Genomic DNA, 17,747 nt, shown 5'->3' with positions numbered 1-17,747 from the left:
GCTTAATTCTTTAATGGCTGAATAAACAATTATCATTTTTCTTTGACAACTTTAATTGTGAGCAACATAACTTTAGTTTGTTAGCTTGTCAATAGTATAAAAAAAAGGCAGACACATAATGTCTGCCTTTAATTGAAATCAAAATATTATCTGCTCACTCCCATTTCATCAAGAATGAATCCGGCATTGCCAAATTTTTCTGTAATAAATAAAACATAATGTATATCAACAGAAATGCAGCGCTGCAAATCAAAATCATATTGCCAATCGCTAATCATGGCTTCGTAGTTCCCATCGAAAACTATCCCTGCAATTTCTCCTTTCGCATTTAGAACAGGACTGCCGCTATTTCCACCGGTTATATCAACTTGATGGGTAAACGCTACCGGAACATCTTTCAAGTCCGGATTAATCCATCTACCAAAATCTTTATTGTTTCTGATATCAATTAATTTCTGAGGTACATTGAATGGTTCTTCATTTGTATTTTTCTCAATAACACCTGTTAAAGTCGTAAATGGAAAATACCATACAGCATCGGCAGGCCTATATCCTCTGACATTTCCACTAGTAAACCTCATTGTTCCGTTTGCATCGGGATACATTCCCGTCCCTTTCCAATCATACAGAGCATCTAAATAAATTTTTCTTAATTCGGTAACATTAGCGCCAAAGAGCTGATTTGTTGCCTGAATTTTCCTCAGCAAAGGATCAATATTTGATGCAATCTTAATAAATGGATCATTGATTGCTTCAAGTTCTTTTGTGGATTTTTTAAAAAGTGTCTTCGCATATTCAAGATCGTTCAACTTGGATGAGTTGAACGCCTCTTCAACAAATTGCTCGATAGGTTTTGATTTATCGCTGAAGATAAATTCCATTGGTTGAATTCGTTGATCTTGTTTAAGATCATTTGCCATTTTTAAGCCGCGTACTGTTAACGCTTTATCGGCAGGTTCATAATAATTTGAATAAGTATATTGTAATCCATCAATAATTCGTTCTACAAGTTTGTCTGTGAATCCCGGTTGTCTTTCATTTTCCGGTAATTCCATCTCCTTAACAGTGTTATAAATTAATGAAGCAACTCTCAACTGGGTTCCGGCAAGTCCTGTTAGAACGCCTAGTACATTATCTCTTTCTCTTGTGCCGGAGATAAGTTTGTATTGTTCTTTCTCTCTAATAAGTATATCTCCATACTTCACTTTACGAGCTGGGTTACTATTTACCCAGGTCATGAATTCTTTCTCAAAATCGATTTTCTTCTGAAGGAAATTTGTTTTCTTCATACCGCTGACTTTTCCTTCAAAATTTTTCATAGTATTTGCCAATCCTTTTTTAAGACTCGCAACTTTAAGTTCACCCGCATGATCGTTTTTAGTGACGCTATCCAATAATTCAATTATTTCTTTAAAATTTTTAATCGTAAACGGGTAGTTGAAATTTTGGTTATAGTCAACGGACGTGGATGATCTGTAGCGTGTGGTAAATCCCGGGAAGCCAATAACGAATGTAAAATCCCCATCTTTCAAATTTTCTTTTGCAACTTTGAGCCAAATTTTTGGTTTGTAGGGAACGTTTTCTGAGGCATATTCTTTTCCCGATCCGTCTGGTGCAACATAAACACGCATGAATGAAAAATCTCCTGTATGACGCGGCCACATCCAATTATCTATTTCACCACCATAATTGCCAATTGATTCCGGCGGTGCGTACACAATTCTAATATCTTTAAATAATTTATATACAAAAAGAAAATACTGTTTGCCGTTGTACATTTCCGATATAACAGCGTTTATATCATCTCTACCATTTCGGACTGATTCTGTTAGAGCAGCAATTTTTTTATTTATTGCTTTATCTTTTTCGATTGGCTCGGTAATATTTTTTGTTACTCCCAAAATTTCTGAAGTAACTTCTCTCATTTCAGTAAGCAATTGGGCTACATAACCCGGTGCTTTAATCTCTTCGGAATAATTTTTAGCCAGAAATCCATTAGTTAAATAATCGCTATTCACATTGGATGAACGCTGGATAGCGGTAAAAGCAACATGATGATTTGTTACAAGTAATCCTTCAGATGATACAAAGGATGCAGTACCGCCTCCTAATTGTACTATCGCGTTATAGAGTGAGGGTTTATCTTTGCTATAAATATCGCTCACCTCGATTTTCAAACCTTTTTCTTTCAGATTAAGTTTATCGAGTTGATTGAGTAACCACATTCCTTCCTGAGCAAATGAATTAACAATAAATAGGAGGGAAAGAAGAATGATCATTAAAATTTTTTTCATAGATGGCTCCCTATTTTATAAGATGTTTTAGTGAAAAAACTCCGGCGAAGTTTAGACGTATTTGTCAAATGAAAGGTTGGTTTTTAATGAAACTCTTTACTTAAAAAGAATTATAGCGAGTCATTTATTGATGAATCTTGATTCTTCAAGTTCTCTACTTTTATCTCTTTAACATTCGGTGGATCCCATCCGATGATTGATCCGGATTTTATTTTTGAAAAATAAGGCGACAATGTTGTACCCGGTAAGGTTCTAACATTGTCCTCAATTTGAATCGGTCCCATACCCGTGCCGGCTCCAATTACACAGTTGTTGCCGATTTCGATTAATCCGTAACGGAATTTTCCGGATCCTTCGTATGCATGAACTGTAAGTTGCGTGAACGCACCAAGTAAAGTATTCTCGCCAATAAAAATAAGTTCAGGACGGAAATGATCGAGCCAAACCATTTGCATTATTTCGGCTCCTTTACCGATGTGCGCACCCATCCATCGATATAATTTATTTTTGGCGGGACTTCCTTTTAAGAAAATTGAAACTGCAACTTGAAATACTAAAAGCATCCTTCGAAAAAAAGGAAGATTGAGTACTCTCCAACTAATCGAACCTCTTTCTTCCGGTGAACCCAAACCGCTAAATGTATAAAATCTTCGCACAGGTGTTAGATATTTTTCTAGATTTTCTCTTCCTTCGATTGTGCTTGGATTGAGAGTATTAACATCCGTCCCTTTCCCGCCGGATGTCTTGCTTATGAATACTGATCTGTGTTTCTTATTACCGAGTGAAATTGCTCTTTTAATAATTTCAACAGTAACTAACTTCATTACTTCTTCCGGAGATTTGCCATCATATTTTTTCATAATGAATTAGATATCCTTGCAGTTTAATAACAAACCTTTCTTCAAATTCAGTCTTTCTCGAATGGAGTATTCTCAAAAACTTTTTTCGCGAACTTTTCTATCCCTTTTTTAATAATATTTTCTGCCACGCTGATTTCCGTAAACTTTTGTTTCTCAGAAAACCTGCCGAAAAGAACCGTCTTACCATTGTTGTTATCATAAAGACAATACTTCAAATCCAGATGCAATGATTGATTATAAAATTTGGCCGGATTAAGAAGCGGGTCATTACCCGGGGTAGAAGTAACGGAATAATGTTTTGCCGGATCGGATGTGTCCTTCTCTTCATTTATGAGAGATAAAGTTACATCTTCGAGAAAGAGAAGAAAAACATTTTCTGCAATATCTGATTCGATACGGTTTTTAGGAAGACTGAAAGAGATTTTTTCTTTCTCATTCAAATCGAATACTTTTGATCCAAATTCAGGTTTGGATTTGAATGAGGCGTATTTTATATCAGAGAACGTTGATCTTGATTTCAATTCATTTCTCAAATTCTCACTCAGAAGTAATGAAAAATCATGCTTAATTCTTTTTACTTCATCTTCACTAAAAATATTTGAAAACTGGGAAAAATTAACATCTTTAATTGTAGGAATAATAAGATTGGCGTTGCTGATTTTTTTATCGCGGTATTCAGGATTAATAATATAATTTTTAGATGCGCACGAAATAAAAATTGGAATAATCAGAAGAAAAAATAGGTCTTTTCTATTAGCAAACATATATTCCCTCCGAAATTATTTTTGCAATGATAAATCAACTATCAATTTATACCCGCAATATATTTTGGAAATATCTCTGGGATAAGTAATTTTTTCAAAAATAATCTAGACCGTTATGCCTACCGAAAACATACCTTTATCATCTTTTGTTGTCAATACATTTTAAAATAAAAAAGGCAGACATAAATTTGTCTGCCTTTCGCTGCAAAAAAGCTAAAGTGTTAACACAATATTATATTTTCTTTACGTTTGCCGCTCCAGGTCCTTTTGCGCCGTTAACGATTTCAAATTCAACCTTGTCACCTTCGGCTAAAGTTTTGAAACCTTCCGATTGAATTGCTGAGTGATGAACAAAAACGTCTGGTCCAGATTCAGGTGTAATGAAACCAAAACCTTTTTTGTCGTTGAACCATTTTACTGTTCCTTTTTCCATACTGTACTGCTCTCCTTTTGATGTTAATTTATTCTTACCAACTGAAGTAAGAATTTCTTGTACATAAGTTAAATTACTCTAACGAGAAATCAAACTGTTTTTCCCAAATTATATCTCTTTCTATCATTGGTATCCAGATGCAATTTCCGCAGCCTAATTGACTTCGGAGTGACCTCAACGAGTTCATCGTCCTGAATATATTCCAATGCTTCTTCGAGAGAAAATTTTATTGCCGGAGTAATCTTAACAGCTTTATCGGAACCGGAAGCACGCATGTTAGATAATTTTTTACCTTTCTGTATGTTCACTTCGATATCATTTTCTTTTGTATGTTCGCCAATTATTTGACCTTTATAAACTATGTCGCCCGGATCAATAAAAAATTTACCTCTATCCTGAAGGGCATCAATTGAGTAAGCGGTTGATGGTCCTTCATCCATAGAGATCATAACGCCGTTCGAAACTTTGTTAATTGCACCTTTAAAATATTCATACTGAAAAAATCTATGATGCATAATACCTTCCCCGGAAGTGGCGGTAAGAACTTTTGTACGAAGTCCAACTATTCCGCGAGTAGGAATATGAAACTCTAATTTTTGCAGGTTGCCTTTATTTTCCATCTTAATCATTTCACCGCGGCGCTGTCCAACAAGTTCAATTACTTTGCCCGCGGATTCAGTAGGTACATCTACAACAAGAATTTCAATTGGTTCAGCTTTTTTGTGATTAATTTCTTTATAAATTACTTTCGGTTCACGGATTTGTAATTCATATCCTTCTCTTCTCATGTTCTCGATTAAAATCGAGAGATGCAAAATCCCTCTGCCCGATACTTTGTAAGAATCAGGTGAAGCTGTATCGTTAACTTTTAGAGCAACATTGTGTTCTAATTCTTTATAAAGCCTTTCTCTCAACTGGCGGGATGTTACATATTTTCCTTCTCTGCCGTAAAACGGAGAATTATTAACTGTGAAAGTCATGCTTATGGTCGGTTCATCAATTGAAATAATTTCAAGCGGTTCAGGATTCGTAGAGTCGCAAATAGTATCACCGATATCTATTCCGTCAATTCCAACAATAGCACAAATATCTCCGCATTGAACTTCGTCAACTTCAACTCTAGCAAGACCGTCGAATACGAAGATTTGTTTGGGTACCGTTTCTTGTATTGAACCATCTCTTTTTATGATTGATAATTTTTCAGTTCTTTGCAATGTTCCGCGGAATACTCTACCGATTCCAATTCTTCCTACATAATCGCTGTAATCAAGAGAAGTAACTTGAATTTGAGTTGTACCTTCAAGAACCGGCGGGGCGGGAAGATCATTAATTATCGATTCAAGAAGAGGAGTAATATTCTCTCTGTTGTCTTCCAAATTTTTTATTGCCCATCCTTCGCGTCCGCTTGCGTAGATCACCGGAAAATCAAGTTGATCTTCATGAGCATCAAGGTCAATGAACAGATCATAAATTTCATCAAGTACTTCAACAGGACGGTTATCAGGGCGGTCAATTTTATTAATTACAACAATCGGTTTAAGATGAAGCGCCAATGCTTTCTCTAAAACAAACCGTGTTTGAGGCATCGGACCTTCAAATGCATCAACTAAAAGCAGAACACCATCCGCCATTTTTAAAACTCGCTCAACTTCACCGCCAAAATCAGCGTGTCCGGGAGTGTCAATCAGATTAATTTTAAAATTCTTATAAGGTATGCTAATATTTTTGGCAAGGATTGTAATTCCGCGCTCTCTTTCCAGATCGTTAGAATCCAAAAATCTTTCACGAACTACTTGATTCTTTCTAAATACACTGCATTGTTTTAAAATTTGATCTACTAATGTTGTTTTACCATGATCGACATGCGCGATGATGGCAATATTTCTTATATCAGCCACAAATACTCCATTATTAATAAATTACTGCAGAAATCATCAAGATTATTTTGAAATTAGAAATAATAATGCTTTCAAATTTGGCAAGCTTTTGCAGAGAATGGAAAACAAAAAATAACCTCAGGGCACCTCATTTACATAGCTTCTTAAATCTTGGTCGTTAAATTAAGGTTAATAGGAACAAAAACCAAAAACGTCTGCAATTACAAATATTTCTATTCTATAACCAATTTAAGTACATTCATTTTCTATTGATAGCTGAACCGGACTTAATTTCTAATAAACAATAAAAATTGTTTTAACAAAATTCCTTAGTTTTAAATCAATAATAAAAGAGGATTGCAATAGACCGGACGCTAAGCACGTTGAAAAACATTTTACTTCATCGGATTTTGTTCGAGATGTTTTTATTGGAATGGCAGATGGAACTGCTTTCCCATTTGAATTAACGGCAGAAGAAGCATTTGTGTTAGCAAAACTTTTAGTTTGACCTTGAAGAGAGACTTAGAAATATAAATTATAAGAGGAAATTGGGAATTGAAAAAAAATCACAAACCTTATATTCAGTTATTAAATGAGAAAGAACTAAAATTTTTCAAACAATTTAAAACTCCTTTCCAAATTCAGCTTTTTCTGAACAGCGTAAAATATAACCCGGATTATATTACTTATTCCCCGCGCATGATAATGCACCGTAACATGGCAAATTGTTTTGAAGGAGCACTATTTGCAGCCGCAGTCTTGAGAATGCTTGGTCATAAACCGCTAATAGTAGATTTTATGACTTTTAACGATGATGATCACGTCATTGCAATTTTCAAAGAGAACAACTTATATGGAGCAGTAGCAAAATCAAATACTACAACTCTCAGGTTTCGTGAACCCGTTTACCGCTCAATAAGAGAATTAGTAATGAGCTATTTCGATTTTTATATCAATACACTAGGAGATAAATCTCTTCGGAGTTATTCTAATCCGGTTAATCTCTCAAGATTCGATAAATCTAATTGGATGACGACTGAAAATGACTTAGAATTTATAGGTGATTATCTTTTCACCATTAAGCATAACAAAATACTTGATCCAAAGTCTATCAGATCACTTAGTCCAGCCGATAAGGATGTTTTAGAAATTTGCTTTATTGGATCCGACCCAAAAGGATTGTACAAGCCCAAATTGATTTCCAAGAGATGATAGTTTGAGTGTTAGAAAACGGAAACTTGTACAAAAAATTACATTCATCTAGCTATTAGGATTTTGTGTGAATTTTTAACGGACCAACATTTCGGAATTACCGATTAAACTTTTTTCTAAAATTCTCGATTATCAATTGGCTTGGATAATGGGAAAGTCTGTAAATAAGCTAATAAATGATGCGCAACGTTCAATAGTATTTGGATCACAAGAAAAATAAATCGAAATCATGAAATCAAAGAATATGAAATTAACACCTCCTTTTGAATCAAACGACAATACTATATTACTGAGTGACGAGCAGAAAATTCGGCAACTTTTTGACGACTACTTGAAAATGTATGCTTCTCGTGATGACCGGCTCACTACTTATTTCAGCGAAAACTTTTCCGGTTTTACAGGCGGTGGGGACTTTCTAGTAAAAGATAAGGATGAATGGGTTGCGATCACGAGACAGGATTTCGATCAGGTCAAAGATCCAATCCGCATTGAACTGAAAGATGTCGCAATTCAATCCTTAGCCGAAACGATTGCGGTTGCAACCGGGTTCTTCATAATCCATCTTCCAATCAAAGATCATATTCTGTCACGAGAGACAGCACGCCTTGTATTGATTTTTCGCAAAGAAGCTAATGGCTGGAAAATTTCGCACAGCAGTATTTCAATTCCATACTACTTGGTTCGAGAAGGTGAAATCTATCCTCTGAAGGAATTAGTGGAAAGGAATCAACATCTAGAAGAACTTGTTGCTGAACGGACGATTCAACTGTCCAACGCAAATGATAATCTGCAAAAGACAAATGAAGAATTGGCACAAAAGAATTCGGAACATTTGCAGGCAGTTGAAGCGTTACTGCAAAGCAATCAAAAATTGGAAGCAATAATTTCAGCTACACCTGATGGAATAGGTATGATATCGTTAGATGGGAAGATGCAATTTGTGTCGGATAGATTAGCAGAGATGAATGGATATTCAAAAGAGGAAATAAATGGATTCCTCGGAAAACCTGTAATAGATTTTATTGATTCTTCTTCTCACCAATTATTATCAACTAATATTCGCAAACTAATTGACGGTCAAGCCGAAAATAAGCTTACCGAATACCTGGCAGTAAAAAAAGATAACAGCCGGTTTTTCATAGATGTGAATTCTACGGTTTTATTGGATTCCAACGGCAAACCTAAAAGCATTCTATTTGTCGAACGTGATATCACCGAACGTAAACTTACTGAAGATAAATTAAGAAATTATCGTCAACATTTAGAAGAATCTGAAAGAGAGTTAAAAGAATCAAATAGTGCTAAAGATAAGTTGCTTTCTATAATAGGGCATGATCTAAAAAACCCATTTCAAATAATCAGCAGCTTTGCTGAAATGTTGAAAGAAGATTTTATTGAATTAACTGAAGAAGAAAAAAAGAAATATGTTGAAGTAATATCTCAGTCAGCAAAATCGGCTCATAGACTTTTGGATAACCTGCTTAACTGGGCACAGTGTCAGACCGGCGGAATTAATTTTGTACCAGAACAAATCAATCTTAAAAAGATTGTAGATGAATCTTTAGGTATTCTACTCGCACATGCAAAAAATAAAAACATTGATCTAATATCAGAGATCGATGAAATTACAACAGTCTTTGCCGACAGTAATATGCTCGATACAATTATTCGGAATTTAATTTCGAACGCTATAAAATTTACAAACCAAAACGGTAATGTAAAAATTTCTGCTTCCGATTCCGGAACAATGGTACTGGTCAAGATAGCTGATACAGGTATCGGCATATCGAACAGTGATCTAAACAAACTATTTAGAATAGATGTTAAGAATAGTGAAATCGGGGAGTCATTAGAAAAAGGAACAGGTTTGGGATTGATACTTTGTAAGGAATTTGTTGAGAAACATGGTGGTAAAATTTGGGTAGAAAGCGAGGAAGGCAAAGGAAGTACCTTTTCATTTACGGTACCGAAATATTAGACAACATTAAGAACTGGAAATTAATCTTAGACTTTTTCACGATTAAAATAAAAAATAAACTCTTCGATAATATTGTGTGAGTATTCACCATAAGACGGGGACAATATGCAAGTACCAAGTATTTCTTCAATCGGTTTTTCAACTGACTATTCAAGCACTAATGTTGAACAACTCAAGAAACAAGTAGAAGCCCTTAAGCAGCAGATGCTGGCTGAAAGTCAAAATAAGACGGACAGCAGTTCAGAAAAGCAGAAAAAAATAGAAGAGCTTCAGCAAAGAATTCAACAGCTTGAAAGGCAACTTCAGCGTCTTACAAAAAATATATTATAGCCGTTAAAATGTTTAGTTATTAGCAGCTTTCATTTTTGATTAAATGGAAAGGAATTAAATCATTTCCCGATTAGAAATCATCGTCGAGTTCTTAAAATCTATCCGATCAAGTTTTTTTGTTAAGCAAATACTCTGCTAAATTCGCTCATAAATGATATAACAAACCGTTCTGTCATCTCAAACTTAGAAACATGTAATGCCGAAATTATAGTGAAAAGGCATACTGAGTTCATATACTGTAATAACAAATATTCATGCCACTATCTCAAAATCTGTACAACCATGACTTCAAAAATGTAGAAAAACTATTTACTTGATATTGAGAGTAATTTTAAACAATTTGTAAATCAGTTGAGGGAACAAGTTAGTCCGGCATCAAATCTCATATTCGAAAAAATTCTCAAAAAATAGATGGGGTTCTGAAATGAAAACGTGGAAAATCTATCCTTTATTCCTTCTTTTCTTAATAAGCTGCAGCAAAGAAAACACAGTAACAGAGCCGGCATCCAACAAACAAACCAAAGATATCACTATAATTTATACTAATGATGAACACGGCTGGATGGAAGCAACATCAACACGCGGAGGTGCTGCGGGTATGATGGGTCTTTGGAAGCAGAATGAAAGCTATGCCGAAAATAAACCTTATTTAATTTTAAGCGGGGGCGATATGTGGACGGGACCATCTATCTCAACATGGTTCGAAGGTAAATCTATGACGGAAGTAATGAATAAAATGAATTACAGTGCCGCAGCAGTTGGCAACCATGAATTTGATTTCGGATTTGATAAACTTTTAGAAAGGAAAAATCAATCTAAGTTTCCATTTCTCTCAGCAAATATGAAAAATAAAATTAATGGCGGTTATCCCGATTTTGCATCTCCATATATCATAAAAGAAGTTAACGGTGTTAAAGTTGGAATCATTGGACTAACATCTGTTTATATTACAAGTATTGTGTTCCCTAAATATCTTGAAAACCTTGAATTAATATCTTATCAGGAAGCACTAAACACCGTTGTTCCAAAGATGAAATCCGAAGGAGCTAAATTGTTGATAATTATTTCCCATATGGGTGAAGCGGAAATGAGGACTTTGGCACCAGTTGCTAAGAAAATGGGTATTTCCTTTATTGCCGGAGGTCATACTCATGAAACAATATTGGAAGTTGTAAATGGAGTTACGATTATTGAAAGCGGATCTAATATGATGTCATATTCAGTTGCTTCAATTCATTTAGATGCAGTTGTTGATACGGTAATTAGTATTTCCGCAAACATAAAGGACAACATAGGCGGTAATTCGGATCTAGACGTTAAGAGCATTGTCGATTCATGGAAGATCCAAACAAATAATGAACTCTCCAAAGTAATCGGTTATACAAAAAGTGATATTGGAATTAGTTCGGCCAGCATGTATAATCTGATAACTGACTCATGGCTATATTCTTTCCCATATGCCGACATCTCAATCTCCAACAGAGGCGGAGTAAGACAATCTATTCCTGCTGGCGATATAACTCTTGCGTCGATAGTGGGTATATTACCGTTTGACAATGAAATAGTTGAACTTCAACTTACAGGTGCTCAGTTAATATCAGCATTAAATAGTATAAAGAATGAGGTCTTCGTAGGAGGTATTTCTACAATAGGTGTTTATACATTAAAAGACGGCTCTTCAGTAAATCTTTCTAAGACTTATAGGGTTTTAACTACAGATTTTTATTATTCTATCACGCAAATTCTTCAACAGTATGATGATGTACCAATATATTATAAGGTAAATTGGCGCCAGCCGGTTATCGACTGGATTAAATCTTTGAATACTACAGTCAGCAATCCTTTGGATAATTATTTGGATAAATCACTAAGACAAAGTGCCCAGTATGTGTTTTACTATTAGTTTGTTTTTATAATAAGGGAAAACACTATTAGACAGTAGAGTAAAAAAATTAAAGCAAGGTCTCTCATATTTTTTCATAAAATTTGATATTGTTTATATCGTTATTCGGCTTTGTGAGATAGGAATATCAATTAAATTATAATTAGGATACGGTGAATAGTTGCCGTATGTTTACATCAACAAAGGCAGTAACTTTAGAAGTAGATGTAGACGTAGAAGCAATTCGAAAATCTTCAGTAGATATAAAGCCCTGTCAAAATTAACAATCACTATATCACAAAAAGGAGCATCTGTTATGGCAGAGCGCAAACAAGGATCAGTAAAATGGTTCAATAGCACAAAAGGTTTTGGTTTTATTTCACAAGAGGGCGGAGAAGATGTATTCGTACATTTTCAGTCAATTGTTGGAGATGGATATAAATCTTTAGAAGAAAACGATAAAGTTGAATTTTCGGTTACACAAGGTCCAAAAGGGCTTCAAGCTGCCGACGTTCGCTTAATAAGCAAGAATTAATAATTCTTTTTACAAACCCGCTCAGGCGGGTTTTTTATTTTAAATACCTCTTTTTAATTTCATATAACCTCATTTTCTTTTGCCTTCAAAAATTATACTCCTCTTTGCTAAATGACTTGGATTTATTCTCTATTAAAAGATAAACTGGAAAAGTTTTAGTAAGTTTTACTTAATAAATAATTTAATTTTTAATACGATAATAAAGAGACTAAGGCCATTAAAAATAATTTGGAGGCTAGGTGAAAAAGAGGGACGAAAATTCCCCAAAAGTATTTTCTTCAATTATGACGCTTAGAATTATTTTTATCTATGTATGTCTAAGCGCAGTTTGGATTTTCCTAACAGATTCCACCCTGGGAAAATTCTTTGCATTAACAGAACATAAAATATGGATAGTGATTTTAAAAGCTTGGTCTTATGTTATGCTTACTTCCATATTCCTTTATTATTTGATTAGCAAAGCAATCTATTTTATTAATCTTGCAAAGGAAGAAGCGGAGAGAGCAAACAAATTAAAGACAGAATTTCTTGCGCAGATATCGCATGAAATAAGAACTCCGATTGCAATATCGATGGGACATACAACAATAATCAAAGACCAGCTCGGAGATATGTTAACACCGGAAACAATAAAAAGTATCAATGCAATTGAAACTGCCGATAAGAGATTAATTAGAACCGTAGAGATGATCTTGGACATGTCGGAAATACAGCTCGGAACTTATAAAGCTAATTTTGTAGAAATTGATTTGATAAATGATGTTTTTCTGGAGATAAAAAGTGGATTGCTTGATCAATGTCATGATAAAGGAATTGATTTCAACATTGTTAATAAATCTGATGGCTCCAAAATATTCGGTGATAAAAGAAGTATCCGGCTAATTCTTACCCACTTGATTGATAATGCAATTAAATTTACAGAAAAAGGAAGTGTGGAAGTGGTAATAGAAAAAGATGTGAAAGAAAGAATGAGAATTATTGTTTCAGATACGGGAATTGGAATTGCTCCAGGCTACATAACAAAAATCTTCGAACCTTTTATTCAAGAAGATCACGGATACTCTAGAAAATTTGAAGGTAATGGTTTAGGACTATCTCTTGTGAAAAAGTATTGTGAGCTTAATAAAGCAGAGATCTCTGTTATATCAGAGAAGGGAAAGGGGAGCAAATTTACTGTCACCTTCTCAAAATAGTTGATGCGGTTTATTTAGTAATATTTTTAAAAGAATTAACTTGAATACGCTTATGGGGATAAATTAAAACAAAAAGCATATACTAAATTGGTTCGAAGATAATTATTTTCGAACCTTTTTTTTTGTTGATAAGAATAATTTCATAAAACATTTATTAATGTGTCGCTCATATAGTTTTTGTAACCCAAAATTATTACTTTGATAAAGTAGTAAGAATAATTTCCGTTACTTAAAAATATTTTAATCAATAATTATGAATGAAAAAAAATGAGAAAAAATATAACTAGTAAATTTCTTGTAACTGTATTTTTCGGAATAACTTTTCTAAACATCATAAACGCTCAGACTTTTGAACAAAAATATTTCAACTCGATGCGGTGGAGAATGATCGGTCCGCACCGGGGCGGAAGAACTGTTGGCGCAGTCGGTGTAAGACAGCAGCCGAATGTTTTCTATATCGGTGTAAATAATGGCGGTGTTTGGAAAACTTCTGATTTCGGAAGAGTCTGGGTACCGATTTTTGATGAACAGTCAACCGGTTCAATCGGTGATATTGTCGTCGCACCTTCGAATCCCAATGTAATTTATGTCGGATCCGGTGAAGGTATTCAGCGCCCGGATCTTTCGGTTGGTAACGGAATTTATAAATCGGCTGATGCCGGCAAAACTTGGAAGAATACCGGTCTGAATGACTGGCAGCAGATTGGTGGACTTGCAATCGATCCCAAAAATGAAAATCGTGTTTTTGCCGCAGTGCTCGGTCATCCTTACGGACCTAATACTGAGAGAGGAGTTTACAGAACAATCGACGGCGGAAATACTTGGGAAAAAGTTTTGTATAAAGATGAAAATACAGGAGCTATTCAAGTTACGATTGATCCGAACAATTCCAATATCGTCTTTGCAGATCTTTGGGCGGCTAGACAAGGTCCATGGGAAAATGGTGAATGGAGCGGACCCGAAAGCGGTTTATTCAAATCTATAGATGGCGGAACGACATGGAATAAAATTACAAAAGGTTTACCAACAACCGCGCAAGGTTTGGGAAGAATAGGGGTTTGCATCGCTCCTTCCAATTCTAACAGAATGTATGCATCCGTTGATGCTGGAAAACTAGGCGGAATATATAGAAGTGATGATGCGGGAGAATCATGGGCTAATATAAATTCTGATGGAAGACTTTGGGGAAGAGGTGACGACTTTGCTGAAGTGAGTGTTGATCCTTCTAACTCCGATGTAGTTTATTCTGCAAATATTGTGGTATGGAAAAGTATTGACGGAGGCAAAACTTGGAGTGGCTTCCGCGGAGCGCCCGGCGGAGATGATTATCATCGTATTTGGATTAATCCCGATAACAATAAGATAATGCTGATCGCTGCAGATCAAGGAGCAATCATAACTGTTAATGGCGGTGAAACTTTTTCGAGCTGGTACAATCAGCCAACGGCTCAGTTCTATCATGTTAGTGCGGACAATGATTTTCCTTATAACGTATATAGTGGACAACAGGAAAGCGGTTCAGTGGGAATTGCATCGCGTGGAAATGATGGAGAAATAACTTTTAGAGAATGGCATCCGGTCGGCGCGGAAGAATATGGGTATGTTGTCGCAGATCCGAAAGATCCGAATATTATTTACGGTGGAAAAATTTCTAAGTATGATAAACAAACAGGGCAGACACAAAATATTTCACCGGAAATCAGCCGCGGTGGTAAATACCGTTTTATAAGAACTGCACCAATATTGTTCAATCCGATTGATAACAAAACATTGTACTATGCCGGAAATGTTTTATTCAAAACAATTGATAAGGGAAACAGTTGGAAAGTGATTAGTCCGGATTTATCAAGAGAAAATTGGGAGATACCCGCCAGCGTCGGAATTTATACAAAAGATGAAATGAAAAAAATGCCGAGACGCGGAGTCATTTATACCGTGGCTCCATCATATGTAGATATAAATACAATCTGGTGCGGTACTGATGATGGTTTAATTCATGTTACTAAAGATGGAGGTAAAACTTGGAAAAATGTTACGCCTCCGGAAATTACAAGCTGGTCAAAGGTTTCTTTGATGGATGCAAGTCATACAGATGTAAATACTGCTTATGCTGCGGTGAACAGAATCCGGCTAGATGATATGCACCCTCATATTTATAGAACAAAAGACGGCGGTAAAACCTGGAAAGAAATTGTAAACGGTTTGCCAAGTGATCCGATCAATGTTGTTAAAGAAGATCCAATCAGAAAAGGATTATTATTCGCCGGAAGTGAGACTGCTGTTTATGTTTCATTTGATGATGGTGAAAATTGGCAATCTTTACGTTTGAACATGCCGGCTACTTCTATAAGAGATTTGATAATTAAGGATGACGATCTAGTTATAGCAACACACGGAAGAAGTTTTTGGATACTGGATGATATAACTCCATTGCGACAGCTTAATGCTGAATCAAAAAAAGTGGATGTTATTCTATTTAAACCGCAAGATTCATATCGAGTTCGTTGGAATATGAATACTGATACGCCGTTACCGCAGGAAGAACCGGCAGGGCAAAATCCTCCGGAAGGCGCAATTATAAATTATTATTTAGATGATAAAGCTGCCGATGTTAGTCTGGAAATATTAGATTCACAAGGAACTGTTGTAAGAAAGTATACTAATAAAGATCCGCTCTACAAGATACCGGATTTAAATATTCCTCTTTATTGGATCCGTCCCCAGCAGATTCCTTCTGCAGAATCCGGCTCGCATAGATTTATGTGGGATATGAGATACACACCTCAAAACGTTCCGCCGTCGTATCCGATGTCTGCGATTTATATGAACACTGCGCCAGTTCCAACATCTCCGTGGGTGATGCCCGGAACGTATACAGTTAGATTGGTTGTTGATGGCAAAGAATCTTCACAGACATTTAGGATCAAGATGGATCCCAGAGTTAAAACAAGTAAAAAAGATTTACAGCTTCAGTATGATTTGAGTTTAGCATGTTATTCATATGTAATTAAATGCAGAAGTGCGCTAAAAGAAATTGCTGATAAAAAAGATGCAAGATTTTCTGAGATGGGAAAAGACTTTTCCAAATATTTAAGAACTTTTTCTTCATTACAAAATTTATTGCAGGAGAGTGATATGCCACCGACTTCACAAATGATTAGAACTTTCAAAGAATCTGAAAAAGGGTTTGTGGTAACGTTAAATAATTGGGTCAAAAAATAAAAAAGAAGAATTAATAAAAAATATTTTTTTCATGCAGAGAACATTCTGGATGAACTTATTGAATCTAAACTCATTGGCAGGGAAGTTAAGGCAAATGTGGACGGCGACAGAATGCTGCTTCGGGTTCTAAGAACTGACTTAGGATTAGCCGGTTCTAAATTTGGCTGCAGAGTATATTGAGTTTCTCTTAATAAATAAAATAATTGCGGTAATTGAATGTTGACGAATCCAATTGTTATCGCATTAAGGAATGGACTATCTTCCCAATAATTCAAAATGTCTAAAACAAAAATTTACATCGGTACAGCCGGTTGGTCTTATAAGGATTGGATCGATAGTTTTTATACCAAATCACAAAGTAAATCTTTCGACTGGCTCGAATTCTATTCGCAATATTTCAATACTGTTGAAGTAAACGCAAGTTATTATACTTATATCTCTCCAAAAACCGTTGAGGGATGGATAAATAAAGTAGAAGACAAAAATGATTTTCTCTTCACAATAAAACTTCATCAAGACTTTACACATAAACACAATTTTAAGAACGCTCAAATTGAAGCCATAAAATCAAATCTAAACCAGCTGAAAAATGCCGAGCGGCTCGGGGGTTTGCTCATTCAGTTTCCTTACTCATTCACATTAACAAAGGAAAATGCCAATTATGTAAAAGATCTGGTTGATATCTTTTCCGAATATGAAAAGTTTATCGAAGTCCGGCATAAATCATGGTTGATTGAACGCTTCTATAACTTTGCGGCAAAAAATAAAAGTTCGCTCTGCACAATTGATCAGCCGAATATCGGCGAGGCAGTTGAGTTCAAAACAGTTAAAGCGGGGGAGAATCTTTATATAAGACTGCACGGGCGGAATGAAAAAGCATGGAAGCAATCATTAAATAATTTCGAGAAAGATCAGACTTACGAGCAGCAAAGCGAGCGTTACGATTATCTTTATTCACCCGGAGAATTGCTGGAGTTTGAAAGAGCAATCAAAGAAGTTCTTGATACCGTAAAGAAAGTTTATCTGATTCTTAACAATCATCCGCACGGCAATGCCGTTGCAAATGCTTTGGAACTGATTCACTTGTTAAATGAAAGAATTAAAATCCCGGTTCCACCGGCTACATTGAAAGCGTATCCAAGATTAGGAAAAATTTCTCTCAATTAA

Annotated in this window: 13 protein-coding genes; 8 read left to right on the top strand and 5 right to left on the bottom strand. The window is 35.3% G+C overall.

Features of this window, described 5'->3' with window-relative positions; genetic code table 11:
* Positions 1-146: 146 nt before the first annotated feature.
* The 5 genes from NTX65_15725 to typA all read right to left on the bottom strand — a co-directional run bounded on the left by NTX65_15725 (position 147) and on the right by typA (position 6,249).
* On the bottom strand, positions 147-2,294 hold the full coding sequence (locus NTX65_15725) for a S46 family peptidase (protein MCX6170789.1): 2,148 nt from the start codon (positions 2,292-2,294) through the stop codon (positions 147-149).
* Between the two features lie 110 nt (positions 2,295-2,404).
* A complete protein-coding gene (locus NTX65_15720; GenBank protein MCX6170788.1) occupies positions 2,405-3,154 on the bottom strand; it encodes a hypothetical protein in 750 nt (249 codons plus the stop codon).
* Positions 3,155-3,201: 47 nt separating this feature from the next.
* Positions 3,202-3,918 (bottom strand): hypothetical protein, encoded by a 717-nt coding sequence (locus tag NTX65_15715; protein MCX6170787.1) that lies wholly within the window; start codon positions 3,916-3,918, stop codon positions 3,202-3,204.
* Positions 3,919-4,150: 232 nt separating this feature from the next.
* The gene (locus NTX65_15710; GenBank protein ID MCX6170786.1) at positions 4,151-4,351 is read right to left on the bottom strand and encodes a cold-shock protein; all 201 of its coding nucleotides are present in this window, start codon (positions 4,349-4,351) and stop codon (positions 4,151-4,153) included.
* Between the two features lie 89 nt (positions 4,352-4,440).
* On the bottom strand, positions 4,441-6,249 hold the full coding sequence (gene typA / locus NTX65_15705) for a translational GTPase TypA (protein ID MCX6170785.1): 1,809 nt from the start codon (positions 6,247-6,249) through the stop codon (positions 4,441-4,443).
* A 534-nt stretch (positions 6,250-6,783) separates the two neighbouring features.
* Here typA and NTX65_15700 point away from each other — a divergent pair.
* From NTX65_15700 to NTX65_15665, 8 genes are all read left to right on the top strand, one after another.
* The gene (locus tag NTX65_15700) at positions 6,784-7,440 is read left to right on the top strand and encodes a hypothetical protein (protein MCX6170784.1); all 657 of its coding nucleotides are present in this window, start codon (positions 6,784-6,786) and stop codon (positions 7,438-7,440) included.
* A gap of 229 nt (positions 7,441-7,669) precedes the next feature.
* Positions 7,670-9,418, top strand: coding sequence for an ATP-binding protein (locus tag NTX65_15695; GenBank protein ID MCX6170783.1), 1,749 nt, complete (start codon positions 7,670-7,672; stop codon positions 9,416-9,418).
* A gap of 105 nt (positions 9,419-9,523) precedes the next feature.
* Positions 9,524-9,748 carry a FlxA-like family protein gene (locus NTX65_15690; protein ID MCX6170782.1) on the top strand — a complete coding sequence of 75 codons (225 nt, stop codon included), beginning with the start codon at positions 9,524-9,526 and terminating at the stop codon, positions 9,746-9,748.
* Between the two features lie 424 nt (positions 9,749-10,172).
* Complete coding sequence (locus NTX65_15685) at positions 10,173-11,651, top strand: bifunctional UDP-sugar hydrolase/5'-nucleotidase (GenBank protein MCX6170781.1); 1,479 nt, start codon at positions 10,173-10,175, stop codon at positions 11,649-11,651.
* 295 nt (positions 11,652-11,946) lie between these two features.
* Positions 11,947-12,165 carry a cold-shock protein gene (locus NTX65_15680; GenBank protein MCX6170780.1) on the top strand — a complete coding sequence of 73 codons (219 nt, stop codon included), beginning with the start codon at positions 11,947-11,949 and terminating at the stop codon, positions 12,163-12,165.
* Between the two features lie 239 nt (positions 12,166-12,404).
* A complete protein-coding gene (locus NTX65_15675) occupies positions 12,405-13,358 on the top strand; it encodes a HAMP domain-containing sensor histidine kinase (protein ID MCX6170779.1) in 954 nt (317 codons plus the stop codon).
* Between the two features lie 267 nt (positions 13,359-13,625).
* Positions 13,626-16,580, top strand: coding sequence for a hypothetical protein (locus NTX65_15670; protein MCX6170778.1), 2,955 nt, complete (start codon positions 13,626-13,628; stop codon positions 16,578-16,580).
* 276 nt (positions 16,581-16,856) lie between these two features.
* The gene (locus NTX65_15665) at positions 16,857-17,747 is read left to right on the top strand and encodes a DUF72 domain-containing protein (GenBank protein MCX6170777.1); all 891 of its coding nucleotides are present in this window, start codon (positions 16,857-16,859) and stop codon (positions 17,745-17,747) included.

It is taken from the genome of Ignavibacteriales bacterium (assembly GCA_026390795.1).
Taxonomy (GTDB): domain Bacteria; phylum Bacteroidota; class Ignavibacteria; order Ignavibacteriales; family Melioribacteraceae; genus Fen-1258.
Note: the sequence above shows the minus strand (reverse complement) of the source record. Positions and strands in the feature narration are given on the sequence as shown.